The 15,461-nt window shown below is 69.3% G+C and carries 11 protein-coding genes; 8 read left to right on the forward strand and 3 right to left on the reverse strand.

What is annotated here, in order from left to right; translation table 11 throughout:
- Nucleotides 1-30 precede the first annotated feature (30 nt).
- On the forward strand, nucleotides 31-648 hold the full coding sequence (locus AW271_RS11295) for a nucleoside/nucleotide kinase family protein (RefSeq protein WP_062335655.1): 618 nt from the start codon (nucleotides 31-33) through the stop codon (nucleotides 646-648).
- Nucleotides 645-1,103 (forward strand): peroxiredoxin, encoded by a 459-nt coding sequence (locus AW271_RS11300; RefSeq protein WP_062335657.1) that lies wholly within the window; start codon nucleotides 645-647, stop codon nucleotides 1,101-1,103. Before AW271_RS11295 ends, AW271_RS11300 begins: the two co-directional genes overlap by 4 nt.
- Here the strand turns inward: AW271_RS11300 and AW271_RS11305 are convergent.
- Nucleotides 1,087-1,530 (reverse strand): hypothetical protein, encoded by a 444-nt coding sequence (locus AW271_RS11305; protein ID WP_062335659.1) that lies wholly within the window; start codon nucleotides 1,528-1,530, stop codon nucleotides 1,087-1,089. The genes AW271_RS11300 and AW271_RS11305 overlap by 17 nt on opposite strands.
- Nucleotides 1,531-1,548: 18 nt before the next feature.
- Between AW271_RS11305 and AW271_RS11310 the strand changes: the two genes are divergently transcribed.
- From AW271_RS11310 to AW271_RS11330, 5 genes are all read left to right on the forward strand, one after another.
- Nucleotides 1,549-2,163 carry a DUF998 domain-containing protein gene (locus AW271_RS11310; protein ID WP_062335662.1) on the forward strand — a complete coding sequence of 205 codons (615 nt, stop codon included), beginning with the start codon at nucleotides 1,549-1,551 and terminating at the stop codon, nucleotides 2,161-2,163.
- Nucleotides 2,164-2,226: 63 nt separating this feature from the next.
- Entirely contained in the window at nucleotides 2,227-2,736 is a 510-nt protein-coding gene (locus AW271_RS11315; protein ID WP_062335664.1) for a hypothetical protein, read from the forward strand.
- Between the two features lie 3 nt (nucleotides 2,737-2,739).
- The gene (locus AW271_RS11320; protein WP_062335666.1) at nucleotides 2,740-4,749 is read left to right on the forward strand and encodes a flotillin family protein; all 2,010 of its coding nucleotides are present in this window, start codon (nucleotides 2,740-2,742) and stop codon (nucleotides 4,747-4,749) included.
- Nucleotides 4,746-9,410, forward strand: a complete 4,665-nt coding sequence (locus AW271_RS11325; RefSeq protein WP_062335669.1) for a DNA repair ATPase — start codon at nucleotides 4,746-4,748, stop codon at nucleotides 9,408-9,410. Before AW271_RS11320 ends, AW271_RS11325 begins: the two co-directional genes overlap by 4 nt.
- Complete coding sequence (locus AW271_RS11330; protein WP_062335671.1) at nucleotides 9,407-10,066, forward strand: hypothetical protein; 660 nt, start codon at nucleotides 9,407-9,409, stop codon at nucleotides 10,064-10,066. Before AW271_RS11325 ends, AW271_RS11330 begins: the two co-directional genes overlap by 4 nt.
- A 19-nt stretch (nucleotides 10,067-10,085) precedes the next feature.
- Here the strand turns inward: AW271_RS11330 and fxsT are convergent, their stop codons facing one another.
- Together fxsT and AW271_RS40645 are read right to left on the reverse strand one after the other, a co-directional pair.
- A complete protein-coding gene (fxsT, locus tag AW271_RS11335) occupies nucleotides 10,086-13,262 on the reverse strand; it encodes an FxSxx-COOH system tetratricopeptide repeat protein (protein WP_062335673.1) in 3,177 nt (1,058 codons plus the stop codon).
- The gene (locus AW271_RS40645) at nucleotides 13,255-13,707 is read right to left on the reverse strand and encodes a toll/interleukin-1 receptor domain-containing protein (protein ID WP_169806316.1); all 453 of its coding nucleotides are present in this window, start codon (nucleotides 13,705-13,707) and stop codon (nucleotides 13,255-13,257) included. The genes fxsT and AW271_RS40645 overlap by 8 nt, the downstream gene beginning before the upstream one ends.
- Before the next feature lie 95 nt (nucleotides 13,708-13,802).
- On the opposite strand from AW271_RS40645, the gene AW271_RS11345 reads away from it, so the two are divergent.
- Entirely contained in the window at nucleotides 13,803-15,452 is a 1,650-nt protein-coding gene (locus AW271_RS11345) for an HAD family hydrolase (protein WP_062335675.1), read from the forward strand.
- The last annotated feature ends 9 nt before the right edge of the window (nucleotides 15,453-15,461 follow it).

Below are 15,461 nucleotides of genomic sequence, written 5' to 3' on the forward strand. Positions count from 1 at the left end.
CCGCCCACTTTAGGGCGGCATGATGGCCTGATGGGTGTGCGGCCGGTCTCCGTCGAAAGGCTCGTCGCCGAGCTGGCCGGGCAGATCGCCGACCGGCCCGGCCGGCTGCGGGTGGCCGTCGACGGCGCCGACGCGGCAAGGCCGTGGGAACTGGCCGACCTGATCGCCGAGAAGCTGAAGGTGCATCGGCACGTGCTGCGGGTGTCGGCCCGGGACTTCCTCCGGGCCGCCTCGCTCCGCTACGAGTTCGGCAGGCAGGACCCCGACTCCTACTACGACGGCTGGCTCGACGTGAAGGGCCTGACCCGGGAGGTCCTCCAGCCGCTCGAACCCGGCGGCACCGGCCGGGTCGTGCCCTCGTTGTGGGACCCGGTCAGAGACCGCGCCACCCGCGCGCCCTACCAGGTGCTGCCCGAGAACGCGGTCGTCGTCCTCGACGGTCCGCTGCTCCTCGGGCAGGGTCTGCCCCTCGATTTCTCCGTTCACCTGAGCCTCTCGAAGAAGGCGCTGGAACGGCGTACCGGCGAACAGTGGACGCTGCCCGCCTTCGAACGCTACGCCGATGAGGTGAGGCCGCAGGATTGGGCGGATGTGGTGGTTCGGGTGGATGATTCCCGACACCCCGCACTGGTAGAAATTGATCCATGAAAATCGGTGAGCTCGTCGCGGACTTCGCGCTTCCGGACGAGAACGGGGAGACCCGTCGCCTTAGCGAGTTCCTCGAAGAAGGGCCCGTGGTGCTCTTCTTCTACCCGGCGGCGATGACCTCCGGATGCACCGCCGAGACCTGCTACTTCCGTGACCTCGCCGCCGAATTCAAGGCGGTTGGAGCGGTCCGGGTCGGGATCAGCAAAGACAAGGTGAAACGGCAGAAGTTGTTCGCCGAGACCAACTCGCTCGGCTACCCGCTGCTGTCCGACGAAGACGGCGTGGTGGCCAAGCAGATGGGGGTGCGCCGGTCGGTCGCCGTGGGGCCGTTCGTCACCCGCCGTGTCACCTTCGTCATCGACACCGACTTCACGGTGCTCGACGTCATCCACAACGAGGTGATGATGACCGACCACGCCGACCGCGCGCTGAAGACCCTCAGGGATAGAGGCTGACGCGGTCGTCGACCTCGTGGTCGAACCCGCCCTCCAGGCCGACGCCGTGGGCGAGCGTGACGGTCCACTGCTCGTAGTACCACTCCAGGCTGTGCCCGCTGAACCGGAAGTTGGCCCGGTAGCGGGCCCGCTGGCCGGGGGCCAGGGTGAACAGCTCGACCGGCCGCCGGTCGCGCGGGTGGGAGGCGAACACGGCGGCGCGCGACACCCGGCCGCCCGGCTCGACGCGCAGACCGGCCATGGTCGCGGGCAGGGTCAGTTCGCGGAGCGTCTCGGTGCGCGGTGAGAGCAGCACGTCGTGGAAGACGACCTCTCCCGTGCAGGCCGGCAGCGGCACCCGATCCGGCAGCGACCCCCGCAGCGTGGCCGCGGCCGCACCGCGGCCGGCCTTGGACCAGCGAGTCAGCACCCGCTGCACCACGAGCATGGTGGCATTTTAGAGAGCATGCGCGTTCCCGCCCAGGCCGGTCTCGGCGCCATCGCCGTGGCCGCCGCCGCCATCCTCACCCTCGAGTTCTCCTCGGGCCTCGACCTGACCCGCCGGACGATCAGCGAACACCAGCTGGGGGAGCACGCCTGGTTGTTCGGGATCTCGGTGGCCCTGATCGCGCTGGGTTCGCTCGGCATCGGGGCGACCCTCGTCGCGCAGCGCCGCGCCCGCCCACCGGGCCTCGTCGCACTGGCCGGGTGGAGCCTCGGGCTGCTGGTCGTGGCCGCCTTCCCCAAGCACGACTGGTCGGTCGGGCCGTCGTTCTCCGGGTCGGTCCACCGGGTCGGCAGCGTGGTGGCCTTCGTCTGCCTGCCGGTCGCCGTGTTGCTGCTGGCCCGGCCGTGGCGCGACACGATGGCGCGGGTGGCGGCGGCGCTCGGGCTCGGGGCCGTGGTGTGGATCGCCGGGATCGTGCTGGTCGGCTACACCGCCGCCCGTGACGGGATCCCGTGGTGGCGGGCGATGCCGGTCGGGCTCGGCGCGGTGGAACGCGGGCTGGTGTTCACCGAGATCGCGGCGCTGGCGGCGTTGGGGATTTGGGCCATTGCCCGACAGGGGCGTAGGGCATAAATGGACCTATTCCATGCGGAACCGCGCTGATAGATTCCTCGTTTGCAAGATGGGGGATAAACGTTGCGCGATTTCCTGGACGCCGCATTCGGCTTTCCGGCTGTCCTGTTCAGCTTCGCGCTGATTGTGGTGATCGGATACTGGCTGCTGGTGGGCTTCGGCGTGGTCGACCTCGACGGTCTTCCGGCGGCCGAGGTCTCCGGGTTCGTGACCGCCGGGTGGTTCGCCGCGCTGGCCGGATCCGTCCTGTCACCCGGGCTCGGCTGGGCCGTCCTGGCCGCCGCGCTCGTCGTGGGCCTCGGCGCCGCGTTGCTGGTCCGCCGCCTCACGCCCGCGCCCGAGAAGGTGCCCTCACGGCACGACTTCGTCGGGCAGATCTGCGTCATCAGAACCCAGTCGGTCTCCACCGACTTCGGTCAGGCCGAGATCCGCGCCGCCGACGGCTCGGCCTCGGTCATCCAGGTGCGCCAGACCGGCGCCGACGTCTTCCGCGCGGGCGGGGCCGCGCTGATCTTCCAATATGACGCGGAAGGCGAGTTCTTCTGGGTCATGCCTTACGAAGGGGGCCTGTAGTTCATGGACGTCATCTCGGCGGGAGCCGGCATATTCATCGCGGTCGTGCTGATCGTCGTCATCGCGCTGGTGATCGTGGTCAGCCGGCTGTTCCGCAAGGTCGAGCAGGGCAAGGCCCTGATCGTGTCGAAGGTGCGCCGGGTCGACGTCACCTTCACCGGCGCCGTGGTCTTACCGGTGCTGCACAAGGCCGAGTTCATGGACATCTCGGTGAAGACGATCGAGATCGAGCGCTCGGGCCACGAGGGCCTGATCTGCCGTGACAACATCCGCGCCGACATCAAGATCACCTTCTTCGTGCGGGTCAACAAGACCGCCGAGGACGTCGTGAAGGTCGCCCAGGCGATCGGCACCGCCCGCGCCAGCGACGAGTCGACCCTCCAGGCCCTGTTCAACGCCAAGTTCTCCGAGGCGCTCAAGACCGTCGGCAAGCAGCTCGACTTCGTCGACCTCTACACCCAGCGCGACGAGTTCCGCGACCAGATCATCCGCGTCATCGGCACCGACCTCAACGGCTACTCGCTGGAGGACGCGGCCATCGACTACCTGGAGCAGACCCCGCTGTCCAAGCTCGACCCGGCCAACATCCTCGACGCCCAGGGCATCCGCAAGATCACCGAGCTGACGGCGATCGAGCACGTGCGGACCAACGAGTTCCAGCGCAACGAGGAGAAGGAGATCACCCGGCAGAACGTCGACGCCCGGGAGGCCATCCTCGAACTGGAGCGCCGCCAGGCCGACGCCGAGATCAAGCAGAAGCGCGAGGTCGAGACCATGCGGGCCCGCGAGGAGGCCGAGATCTCCCGGGTCCGCGCCGAGGAGCGCCTCAAGGCCGAGGCCGCGTCCATCAGGACCGACGAGCAGATCGGCGTCCAGAGCGAGAACAAGGCCCGCGAGGTGGCCGTCGCCGAGAAGAACCGCGAGCGCGTGATCGCCATCGAGAGCGAGCGCATCGAGAAGGACCGGCTGCTGGAGGTCATCGCCCGCGAGCGGGAGACCGAGTTGTCGCGCATCGCCAAGGAGAAGGAGCTCGAGGTCGAGAAGCGCTCGATCGCCGAGGTCATGCGCGAGCGCATCGCGGTCGAGAAGACGGTGGCCGAGCAGGAGGAGCAGATCAAGCGCCTGCGGGTCATCGAGGAGGCCGAGCGCACCCGCCAGTCGGTCATCATCGCCGCCGAGGCCGAGGCGCAGGAGAACCTGGTCAAGGACATCAAGGCCGCCGAGGCCGCCGAGGCCGCGTCCAAGTTCAAGGCGCGCGAGGCGCTGGTGCTGGCCGAGTCGCGCCAGCAGGCCGCCGAGCTCGACGCCCGCGCCAAGATCCGGCTCGCCGAGGGCGTGCAGGCCGAGGCCGCCGCGACCGGGCTGGCCGAGGTGCAGGTCAAGGAGCGCGCCGCCGCCGCGATCGAGAAGGTCGGCAAGGCCGAGGCGATCGTCGAGCGCGAGAAGGCCCTGGCGTCCGCCGAGGGCACCCGCGAGCGGCTGAAGGCCGAGGCCGACGGCGAGCAGGCCAAGGCCGTGGCCGCCGCGATGATGGTCGGGGAGAAGCTGAAGGCCGAGGCCGAGGGTCTCACCGAGAAGGCCGCCGCGCTGGCCGCGATGTCCGACGCGAGCCGCGTCCACGAGGAGTACCGCCTGCGGCTGGAGGCCGAGAAGGAGATCCGCCTGGCCGGGGTCGAGGTGCACCGCAGGGTCGCCGAGGCGCAGGCCGAGGTGCTGTCGGCCGGCCTGTCGAAGGCCAACATCGACATCGTCGGCGGCGACAGCGTCTTCTTCGACAAGCTCGTCGGCGCGGTGACCATGGGCAAGAGCATCGACGGCTTCGTCGACAACTCCGAGGTGGCCCGCACCCTCGCCGAGCCCTACCTGAACGGCGACGCCAGCCTCAGCGCCGACGTCGCCAAGATCGTGTCCGGGGTCGACTCGGGCGCCGTGCGCGACATGACCGTGTCGGCGTTCCTCGCCACCCTGATGAAGAACGGGGCCGCCCCGGCGATCACCCCGGTCGAGAAGTGACGGCACTCGACGCCGGCACCTACGAGATCCTCCGCGCCCGGCTGGCCGAACAGGCCAAGGAGCTGGCCGGCCGGGCCGAGGAGCTCAACACCCGGCGCCTCGCGGTGTTCGGCGGCTCGGAGATGCGGCTGGTGGGGACCGAGCGCATCCGTACCGAGAACAACTGCGTGCCCCGGGACGTGGTCTCCGCCGGCGACACCATGATCTTCGGCTACAACGTGTTCATCGGCCTGCGGCCGCAGACCAGCGTCTCCGACGTCTTCTCCTTCCACCACTTCTCGCGCGACGGCGACGCGTTCACCTTCTCGGGCTCCGGGAGCGTGTTCGGCGACCCGGCCTTCGAGAAGGACTTCGGCGAGCTCTACCGCTACTACAAGGACACCCGGCTGCTGCAGCTGCGGAAGATCGAGGGCAAGCTCCTGGCGATCTTCCAGACCGGGCCGCAGGACGTCCGGGTGCTGCGGTGGACGATGACCGCCGACGGCGCGCTGACCTACCTCGACTCGCGGGGCGAGCGCGACCACGTGCTGCCGCCCTCCCACGACTTCGAGTGGATCGAGACGACCCGCGACGACCACGTGCTCGGACGGCACCCGCACATCTCCATCGGCGGCGAGCTGTTCGTCGAGACCGTCGGCGGCGACCTCACCATCAAGGTCGAGAACAACACCGAGTCGGGCGAGGGCGTCTACTCCGAGCCGGTCACCGAGCGGCTGCAGAGCCTCGCCGACGCCGACGTGTTCCACGCGCGGGTCGGGCCGCTGATCCTGCTGAAGATCCGGCCCTACAAGGAGACCGACTGGCGTCACCTGGTCTTCAACACCCGGACCAAGAGCGTGACCAGGCTCGACGGGATCGGCCAGGCCTGCCAGCGGCTCCCGGAAGACCAGGGCGTCATCTTCCCCGGCGGCTACTACCTGACGACCGGCGTGGCCAAGACGTTCGAGACCGACGTGGCCGCGCTGGAGTTCGAGCGGGTGATCCGGAGCGAGGAGGACGTGCTCTACGTCTTCCACGCGCGGGAGGAGGGGCGTTACCTCCTGCTTCCGTACAACGTGATCCGCAAGGAGGTCGCCAACCCGCTGCCCTGCCACGGCTACTCGTTGTTCGACGACGGCACGCTGGTGGTGTTCCGGGCGACCTCCGACGAGCCGTCGCGCGTCCACCCCATGCAGGTGTGGGACACCCCGTTCGCGGTCGAGCCGGCCGCCCCGGCCGGCACCGGCCCGCTGGAGCGCATCGGCAACGGCGAGCTGGTCAGAGGTGTCTCCGACTGCCTGTCGGTGGCCCGCATGGTCGACGAGATGGCCCCCGCGCAGGCCGTCTTCGAGGCGCTGATCGCCGCCTGCGACCGCATCTCCGACGCCTACCACTGGCTCGGCGAACACGCCCTCGCCGAGCCGCTGGCGGCCCTGCGGGGCACCGCCGAGCAGGTGCTCGACGAGTTCGAGAACGTCCAGCGTCTCACCGAGGACGCCGCCAAGGCGGTGGCCGAGGCGCGCGAGCGCCTCGCCGCGATCCGCTCGACCGGCGTGACCCGCCTGGCCGAACTGCGCCGCGCCCAGGGCCACCTGGTGACCCTGCGCGAACGCCGGTACGCCGACCTCCCGGCCCTCGACGCCCTCGCCTCGGCCGTCGAGCAGCAGGTGACCGAGACCGCCGCCCAGGTGGTCGCCGACCTGCAACGCGACGACGCGTTCGCCGACTTCCACGTCACGGTCGCCGCCCTCGCGGAGGAGGCCGAGGCGATCACGACCGTGGCCCACGCGGCCCCGGTGGCGGAGCGGCTGGCCGCCCAGTCGGACGGCCTGGAGGCGCTGATCGAGGTGGTCGGCACGCTGGAGGTCGAGGCGACCGCCCGCACCGTCATCCTGGAGAAGGTCGGCGCGGTCCTCGCCGAGATCAACCGCGTGCGCGCCACCCTCGACGCACGACGGCGCGAACTGCTCGCCGCCGAGGGCCGGGCCGAGTTCGCCGCCGAGTTCGGCCTCCTCGGCCAGGCCGTGACGGCCGGGCTGACCGGCGCCGACTCGCCCGAGAAGTGCGACGAGCGCCTCGGCCGGCTGCTGCTCCAGATCGAGGGCCTGGAGTCCCGCTTCGGCGAGTTCGACGACTTCCTCGGCCAGCTCGAACGCAAACGCGAGGAGGTCTACGAGGCGTTCTCGGCCCGCAAGCAGACCCTCCTCGACGACCGGGCCCGGCGCGCCGACCGGCTCGCCGACTCGGCCGACCGCATCCTCGGCACGGTCCGCCGCCGCTCCTCCACCCTGGCGACCCTCGACGAGGTGAACGCCTACTTCGCCGCCGACCCCATGGTCGCCAAGCTGCGCGCGGTCTCGGCCGACCTGCGGGACCTCGGCGACCCGGTCCGCGCCGACGAACTCGACGGCCGGGTGCGCGCCGCCCGCCAGGAGGCCGGCCGCGCCCTGAAGGACCGCACCGACCTGTTCGACGGCGACACCGTGAAGCTCGGCCGCCACCGCTTCGCCGTCAACACCCAGCCCCTCGACCTGACCCTGGTGCCCCACGACGGCGCGTTGTCGTACGCCGTCACCGGCACCGACTACCGCGCCCCCGTGACGGGCTTCACCGACACCCGGCACTTCTGGGACCAGCTGCTCGTCTCGGAGACGACGGAGGTCTACCGGGCCGAATACCTGGCGGCGTCGTTGTTCCCGGTCGAAGGCGACGTGGCCGAGGCGGTCCGCCGGGCCGCCGAGTCGCGCTACGACGAGGGCTACGAGCGGGGTGTGCACGACCACGACACCGTGCGCATCCTCGACGTCGTCACCCGCCTGCACGCCTCGGCCGGCCTGCTGCGTCACCTGCCCTCGGCCCGCGCGACCGCGCAGTTCTTCTGGGCGCACGGAAACCCGTCGCCGGCCTGGGAGGTCAGGGCCCAGTCCCTCACCCGGGCCCGGGAGTTGTTCGGCGGCGGTCCGGAGGCCCTCGACGCACTGGCGGCCGAACTGGCGTCGGCGATCGAGGCCCATGGCTGCCTCGAAGGCCCCGCCTCCCTGGCCGCCGACTACCTGGTCGAGGAGCTGGCCTCCGCACCCGCGGGCTTCGTCACCTCGACGGCGGCCCGCTCGTTCCTGGACGCCTTCACCACGGCCCTCGGCCCCGAACGTTTCACCGCCTTCACCGCCGAACTGGCGACCCTCGACCTGCCCGCCCGCATCCAGCTCGCCCGGGCCTGGCTGGCCGCCTTCGGCAAGGGCGACGTCTCACCCGAGGTCGTGGCGTTGTTGTTGTGCGACCTGCCCCGCTACGACTCCGCCGCGACGCTCGACGGGGTCGTCGAGGGTCTCCTGGGCGCCCACCCGCGCATCCAGGGCCGCTCCCTGCCGCTGCGCCTCGACGAGTTCCTCGCCAGGACGCGGATCTTCCGGTCGGAGCGGGTGCCGGCGTACCGGGACTACCAGCGCAGACGCGCCGAACTGGTGGCCGGCGAGAAGAAGCGCCTGCGCCTGGACGAATACCGGCCCAAGGTCATGGACTCCTTCGTCCGCAACGGGTTGATCGACCAGGTCTACCTGCCGCTGATCGGCGACAACCTGGCCAAGCAGCTCGACCACGGGATGGGATTGCTGCTGCTCATCTCCCCGCCCGGCTATGGGAAGACGACCCTGATGGAGTACGTCGCCAGCCGCCTCGGCCTGGTGTTCGTCAAGGTCAACGGCCCCGCCCTCGGACACGAGGTGACCTCGGTCGACCCCGCCGACGCGCCCGACGCGACCTCCCGGTCGGAGGTCGAGAAGATCTCGTTCGCGCTGGAGATGGGCAGCAACGTGCTGCTCTACCTGGACGACATCCAGCACACCTCGCCCGAACTGCTGCAGAAGTTCATCTCCCTGTGCGACGCGCAGCGGCGGATGGAAGGCGTGTGGAACGGGACGGCGCGCACCTACGACCTGCGCGGGAAACGCTTCGCGGTCTGCATGGCCGGCAACCCCTACACCGAGTCGGGCCAGGTGTTCCGGGTGCCCGACATGCTGGCCAACCGGGCCGACGTGTGGAACCTCGGTGAGGTGCTGAGCGGGAAGGACGACCTGTTCGCGCTGAGCTACATCGAGAACGCGCTCACCGCCAACTCCGTGCTGGCTCCCGTCTCCGACCACGGAGAGGTCGAGAAGCTGGTGCGGCTGGCCCGCGGGGAGGGCAGCGCCGACCAGCTCGCGCACCCCTACAGCACGGTCGAGCTCGACCAGATCCTCAGCGTGTTGCGGAAGATGCTGCGGCTGCAGGAGGTGGTGCTGGCCAACAACCGGGCCTACATCGCGTCCGCCGCCCAATCCGACGCCAGCCGGACCGAACCTCCGTTCCTGCTGCAGGGGTCGTACCGGAACATGAACAAGCTCGCGCAGCGGGTGGTGCCGGTGCTGACCGACGCCGAACTGGAAGCCATCATCGACGACCACTACCTGGGCGAGGCGCAGACCCTCACCTCCGGCGCGGAGGCGAACCTGCTGAAGCTGGCGGAGTTGCGCGGGATGCTGACCGACCCGCAGAAGGTGCGGTGGGAAGAGGTCAAGGCGGCCTACCGGCGAGCCCGGGCGATGGGCGGCGAAGACGACGACCCGACCACCCGAACGGTCTCCGCCATCACCCACCTGGCCGACCGCCTCGGCGGCGCGATCACCTCCCTGAAGGACCGATGACCCCGCGCTCGGCCGAAGAGATCCGCGGCTACCTCGTCGCCCAGCTCAACGACGCGCTGCGCCGACCCGGCCTGTACGGCAACGAGATCGCCCTCCACGTCTTGTTCGACCACTACGCCTACGTGGAAGGCCGGGAGGACGTGTGGAAAGCGGAGATCGAAGCGATGCGCGAGCGGGGGGCCTTCGCGCCGACCGGCGTGCAGGGAGCGATCAGGTACGTCTTCGGCATCCCTGACGGAGAGCCCGCGGATGAGCACGCGGTGGCCTCGGTCTACGCGGAGTTCGCGAGATCCCAGGGGTGGTTGCGGACGGATCGGTCGCTGACCGCCGACGAGTACGCGTCGATGCGCGACGACCTGGCGGTCGTGTGCGACGGCGACCGGACGTTCACCGAGGTGCGGGACAGGTTCGGCGTGCCTTCGGTGTTCATCGGCGGAAGCAATTCCCGTTTCGGGAAGACCCTCGGCTATTGCTCCGAAGACGTTGCCGACCCCATGGTCTTCTTCCACTTCTGGAACGGACGCGGCCCCGCAGGCGAATGGGCCATGTATGAGGAACCGGCCCTGTTGGCGGCCCGCTGCGGCACCGGCAGGTTCGGCGACACCTTCACCTTCACCCCGATCGGCGCAAGCCGGACGAACCTGAAACTCTCCTGACGGCACCCCCGAACGCGCCCTACTTCTTTCCTTTCGGCGGACGACGCTTGCCCGCCTTTCCTCCGCCGAACAGGAAAGCTTTGATGCGCTCCTTGATGCCCTTCTGTTCTCCGCTCAGATTGCTCGGCGGTTCTTTGGACAACCAGGACAAGTACTGAAGGATGATCGCCTTCTGCGCGTTCGCTTCATGAGGTGAGGAGAAGACGGAGGCCAACTCCATCGCCATCTTCGACGTCAGCGGGTTCTTCTTGCCGTGGGCGCGCAGGCTGATCTCCAGGGCCTCTCGAAGCAGCAAGCGGGCATCAGCCGTCTCTTCCAGAGCATTGAGGGTGGAGGCGAGGTTGACAATCGCGTTGAGGGTGTCGGGGTGTTCGTCGCCGAGGATGCGTTTGCGGGCGGTGAGGACGTGTTCTTGGATGGTGCGGGCTTCGCCGAATTCGCCCAATGCGCGGAGGGTGGCGGCGAGTTGGCTGTTTGCGCTGATGGTGTGGGGGTGTTCGTCGCCGAGGATGCGTTTGCGGGCGGTGAGGACCTGTTCTTCGATGGTGCGGGCTTCGCGGAATTCGCCCAATGCGCGGAGGGTGGCGGCGAGGTGGGCGTTCGCGTTGAGGGTGTCGGGGTGTTCGTCGCCGAGGATGCGCTTGCAGGCGGTGAGGACCTGTTCTTCGATGGTGCGGGCTTCGCGGAATTCGCCCAATGCGCGGAGGGTGGCGGCGAGGTGGCCGTTTGCGTTGATAGTTAAGGGGTGTTGGTCGCCGAGGATGCGCTGACTTGCGGCGAGGACGTGTTCTTGCATGGTGCGGGCTTCGCGGAACTCGCCCAATGCGCGGAGGGCGGAGGCGAGGTTGGCGTTCGCGTTGAGGGTGTCGGGGTGTTCGTCGCCGAGGATGCGTTTGCGGGTGGTGAGGACGTCTTCTTCCATGGTGCGGGCTTCGTGCAACTCGCCCAATGCGCGGAGGGTGATGGCGAGATCGGCCTTGGCGATGAGGGTGTGGTGGTGTTCCTCGCCGAGGATGCGTTTGCGGGCGGTGAGGACGTGTTCTTGGATGGTGCGGGCTTCGCCGAATTCGCCCAATGCGAGGAGCGTGGCGGCAAGGTTGGCGTTCGCGTTGAGGGTGTCGGGGTGTTCGTCGCCGAGGAGTCGGCAGCGTGTCTCCACAACACGTTCTTCCAGAGCGCGGGTCTTTCGGTATAGCCCGGCCGCACGTATTAGCGTCCCCTGATAGGCCACGGCAGTGACGGTTTCCAGGTCCTCTTCTCCGAGTATCGCAGTGAAGGCGTCGACAAGTTCGTTCTGCACTTCGGTGGCCTGTGCCCAGTGGCCTTGCAGATAGAGCGCCTCGACGAAATCGCGGCCGGCTCGCAGGGTGTCCACATCATGCGCCCCGAGCTGCTCAATCCTGGCTCGATAGACTTCTTCTTGCGCTTGCCGCGCCCCGTGAACGTCGCCTCGGGCCAGCAGGATCAGACCTTGCGTGTTACGGCAGCGAAGATAGTCGGGAAGCCGCCTGGCCGAGGTCAGAGCATCCTCGACGACCGATGCCGCACGCTCCAGTCGCCCGCGAGCGAGGAGATAGCGGGCGATCCGATCCAGCAGGTCACTTGTTTTAGTGATATCGGCTTCGAACCGCTGAGCGTGCCCGGCACTGGCGAGCGCGTGGGCGAGCATCGTCTCGCAGGCAGGCCAGGAAGCAGGGATGCCGACCTCGCTGGGGAACATGGTGTTCATCGCGTCGAGGGCGATTTCCGCCCAGCGTGGTTGGTCGGCACCGAGTTCGGTTCGGGTGACGGCTTGCACCATCCGATGTATAGACATCAGGCCGTCGCCGGTCTTGGCCAGGGAGTATTCGCCGAGAGCCTTCGTCGCCGCGAGTCGCTTGAACGGATCCTCCAGTACCTCCGTCAACTCGGCAGGCATGCCCCCTACTGGGACGAGTTGGTCGAGCGGGATCGCTTCTGCCCCGAGGAAGGCGGCAAGGCGGAAGAGAGCTACGGCGGCCGGTGAGCGATCTGCCAGGCGGTCGAAGGACACCCGCCACGTCGAAGCGATCGTCTCTTGGTGATTGCCCGCCGCGAAGAGGGCCGGTGACTCCTTGCGGAGGTGGTCGAGGTATTCGGCAGCCGACATCCCGTCGGCGATGACACTCGCCGCCTGAGCCAAGGCCAGCGGAAGACACCCCAGAGCCTCCGCCAGCTCCGCCGCGGTGTCCGGGTCGGACACCCGGCCCCACTGCCTCAGATACTCCACCGCTGCGGGAACGGTCACCACGTCGAGGTGTCGCGCCTGCGCATGAGGCCACTCCGGCCTTCGGGAAGTTATGAGCACATGGCCGGTCAACTTGTCCGGAAGGAGTGGAAGCAGTTCCTTCGGGTCCTCGGCGTTGTCGAAGATCAATAACCAGTTCTTCCGCCCCCGCAGCGATTGGCGCAGGGCCGCGATGGCCTGGTCGTCGGTGTCGAACGGCAGGCCCAGTTCCTTCGCCAGCTCGACGTAGTCGCCCCGCAGCGTGGCCGGGTCTTCGGCGCGGATCCACCAGACCAGGTCATAAGACCCGCCATGCCGGAACGCGTATTCGATGGCCACCTGGGTCTTCCCCAGCCCGCCCAACCCGGTGATCGCCTGGATGGCCGACGCCCTCAGGTCCCGATGCAGATCCGCGAGGAGTTCGTCGCGCCCGGTGAAACGCGGGTCGGAGCGATGCCCCCGGAGTTCCCACACCTCCTGCTCCGCACCGGGAAAACGCACCGGCTTCGCCGACTTGTTGGGAAAGCCGGCCCGTGCGACCCGTTCCACCTGACTTTCCACGCCGCCGAGCAGCCGTCGCCGGGCCTCGTTCTCGTCGACGTCGCAGAGGTCGATCGGCTGCAGCGCGGCGACGGACCCCGCCACATCACCGTCGCGCAGCCGGATGGGTATCAGGGCCCGTTCCTTGCCCGCCAGTCCCTGGTGCTGAGCCGCCGTGCGCACGAGCGCTTCCGCGTCCTGCTCGGAGGACAGGAGGTGGAGGGTGTGGCGGCTGGTGGCCAGCGCCTTGTCGATCTCTTCTAGGCGGTTGTGGCCCGGCCGGATGTCCCACGCGGTCAGGATCACCCCGTATCCCGCCTTCTCCAGTTCGCACGCGATCCATTCCGCCCAGGCCACGTCGTCGTCGGCGTGGTGGATGAAGAAGTCTCGGGTGTACTCCGGGTCAGGCAAGGGGGCTCCCGGGGAATCTCGGATCACGTCGTTCTCGGGGCACGGAATCGGCCACGCCCGCGAGCAGCCGGCGGCGGGCCTCGTCTTCGTCCACGCCCGCCACGTCGATGTAGACCACCGGACCGAGCAGCGGCCCCGGGTCGCATTCGGCCACCCTGACCGGGATGAACGAGCGCGGCCGGCCGAGCAGCGTCTGGCGGTAGGCCGCCGTCCATTCGGCGCGGGTGAAGAGGGAGGCCAGGTAGTGGGGGGACAACACGCCCAGGGTCCGGCGACAGGTCGACAGGGCGTCGTCCATGGCCGCCATGAAGTTGTCTCCGGGCAGGAAGTTCCACGCCTGGATGACGGTCGTGTGGCCGGCCTTCTCCAGGGTTTCGGCGACCCAGGTCGCCCAAGCCTCGTCCTTGTGGTTGTACGTGATGAAGAAATCCCGCTGCTCCACCATCGGACCGATCCTCCACTGACGATGAGATGATCCCTGGGCAACATACCGTGACGTACCACGCGGTTCAGGCACGTTGACGGGGGCAGCCGACGTCCATGCGCTTTCACGCACTGGCATGTGACTACGACGGCACCCTCGCCGCCGACGGCCGCGTCGACGACGGCGTCGTCGAGGCGCTCGACCGGCTGGCCCGCTCGGGCCGGCGGCTGATCCTGGCGACCGGACGTCACCTCGACGACCTGCTCGACGTCTTCCCCCGCCTCGACCTGTTCGACCGCGTCGTCGCCGAGAACGGCGCGCTGCTCTACCGGCCGGAGGAGCGGGAACGGGTGCTGCTCGCCGAGCCGCCGCCGACCGCGTTCGTCGAGCGGCTGCGTGCGGCCGGGGTCGAGCCGCTGCACGTCGGCGAGGGTGTCGTCGCCACGTGGCAGCCGCACGAGGGCACCGTGCTCGACGTCATCCGGGACCTCGGGCTGGAGTTGCAGATCGTCTTCAACAAGGGCGCCGTCATGGTGCTGCCGCCCGGCGTCAACAAGGCGACCGGGCTCGCCGTCGCGCTCGCGGAGCTCGGGCTGTCGGCGCACAGCGTCGCCGGGGTGGGGGACGCCGAGAACGACCACGCCTTCCTCGCCGTCTGCGAGTGCGCGGTCGCCGTCGACGGCGCGCTCCCCGCGCTGAAGGAGAGGTGCGATCTGGTCGTCGGCGACGTGCCCGAACTCGTCCGGCTGATGGTGGACGAGGACCTCGCGCACGTCCCGCTCGACCGGCACGACATCCTGCTCGGCGACGACGTCACGGTCAGGGCCCACGGCGAGCGCATCCTGATCGCCGGGCCCTCGCACAGCGGGAAGTCGACCGTCGCGGCGGCGCTGGTCGAGCGCATCCATGAGGCGGGCTACCAGATCTGCCTCGTCGACCCCGAGGGCGACTACGCCGAAGGGCTCGGCGACGCCGTCGTCCTCGGCGACCCGCGGCGTGCCCCTACGCACGACGAGGTGCTGCAGATCGTCGGTGACGCCTCCAGGAGCGTCGTGGTCAACCTGCTCGGCGTGCCCATCGACGACCGGCCCGGTTACTTCGAGGAGCTGGTCATGCGGGTCGGGGCCGTGTGGGGGCGGGCCGGGCGGCCGCACTGGCTGGTGATCGACGAGGCGCACCACCTGCTGCCCGACGGCTTCGACCCGCAGTCGACGGCCGCGCTGGGGGCTCTGCTGGCCATCACCGTGCATCCCGATTCGCTCAGCGCGCCGGTGCTGGGGGAGTTCACCGCCGTCATCGCCGTGGGGGCCGAGCCCGGGGGCGTCCTGGACGCCTTCAGCCGGGCCGAGCGTCCCGGCGTCCCGGACGAACTGGAGACCGGTGAACTGCTGCTCTGGCGGCCGGGCGAGGATCCCGTCCAGGTGCGGCTGACCCCGTCGCGGAACGAACGCCGCCGCCACATCCGGAAGTACGCCGCCGGCACACTGGGCGATGACTCCAGCTTCTACTTCCGCGGGCCCGGCGACCGGCTCGATCTCAAGGCCGACAACCTCGACCTGTTCCTCCGGCTGGGCGAGGGCGTCGACGAGGACACCTGGCAGTTCCACCGCCGGCAGGGCGACTACTCGCGCTGGATGGCCGAGTGCGTCAAGGACGAGGAACTCGCCGCCGCCGTCGCCGAGGTCGAGCGGTCGGACGACGGCGTGGACGCCGGCCGGACGCGCATCAGAGAACTGGTCGAGGAGCGCTACACGGCCCCCGAATGACCCCGGGTC

It is taken from the genome of Herbidospora sakaeratensis (assembly GCF_001570525.1).
GTDB lineage: Bacteria > Actinomycetota > Actinomycetes > Streptosporangiales > Streptosporangiaceae > Herbidospora > Herbidospora sakaeratensis.

Excerpts from the sequence above, each read along its gene's own strand:
- AW271_RS11295 (WP_062335655.1), top strand. The coding sequence starts at position 31 with ATGGGTGTGCGGCCGGTCTCCGTCGAAAGGCTCGTCGCCGAGCTGGCC.
- AW271_RS11320 (WP_062335666.1), top strand. The coding sequence starts at position 2,740 with ATGGACGTCATCTCGGCGGGAGCCGGCATATTCATCGCGGTCGTGCTG.
- AW271_RS40645 (WP_169806316.1), bottom strand. The coding sequence starts at position 13,707 with ATGGTGGAGCAGCGGGATTTCTTCATCACGTACAACCACAAGGACGAG.
- AW271_RS11305 (WP_062335659.1), bottom strand. The coding sequence starts at position 1,530 with ATGCTCGTGGTGCAGCGGGTGCTGACTCGCTGGTCCAAGGCCGGCCGC.
- AW271_RS11310 (WP_062335662.1), top strand. The coding sequence starts at position 1,549 with ATGCGCGTTCCCGCCCAGGCCGGTCTCGGCGCCATCGCCGTGGCCGCC.
- AW271_RS11330 (WP_062335671.1), top strand. The coding sequence starts at position 9,407 with ATGACCCCGCGCTCGGCCGAAGAGATCCGCGGCTACCTCGTCGCCCAG.
- AW271_RS11345 (WP_062335675.1), top strand. The coding sequence starts at position 13,803 with ATGCGCTTTCACGCACTGGCATGTGACTACGACGGCACCCTCGCCGCC.
- AW271_RS11300 (WP_062335657.1), top strand. The coding sequence starts at position 645 with ATGAAAATCGGTGAGCTCGTCGCGGACTTCGCGCTTCCGGACGAGAAC.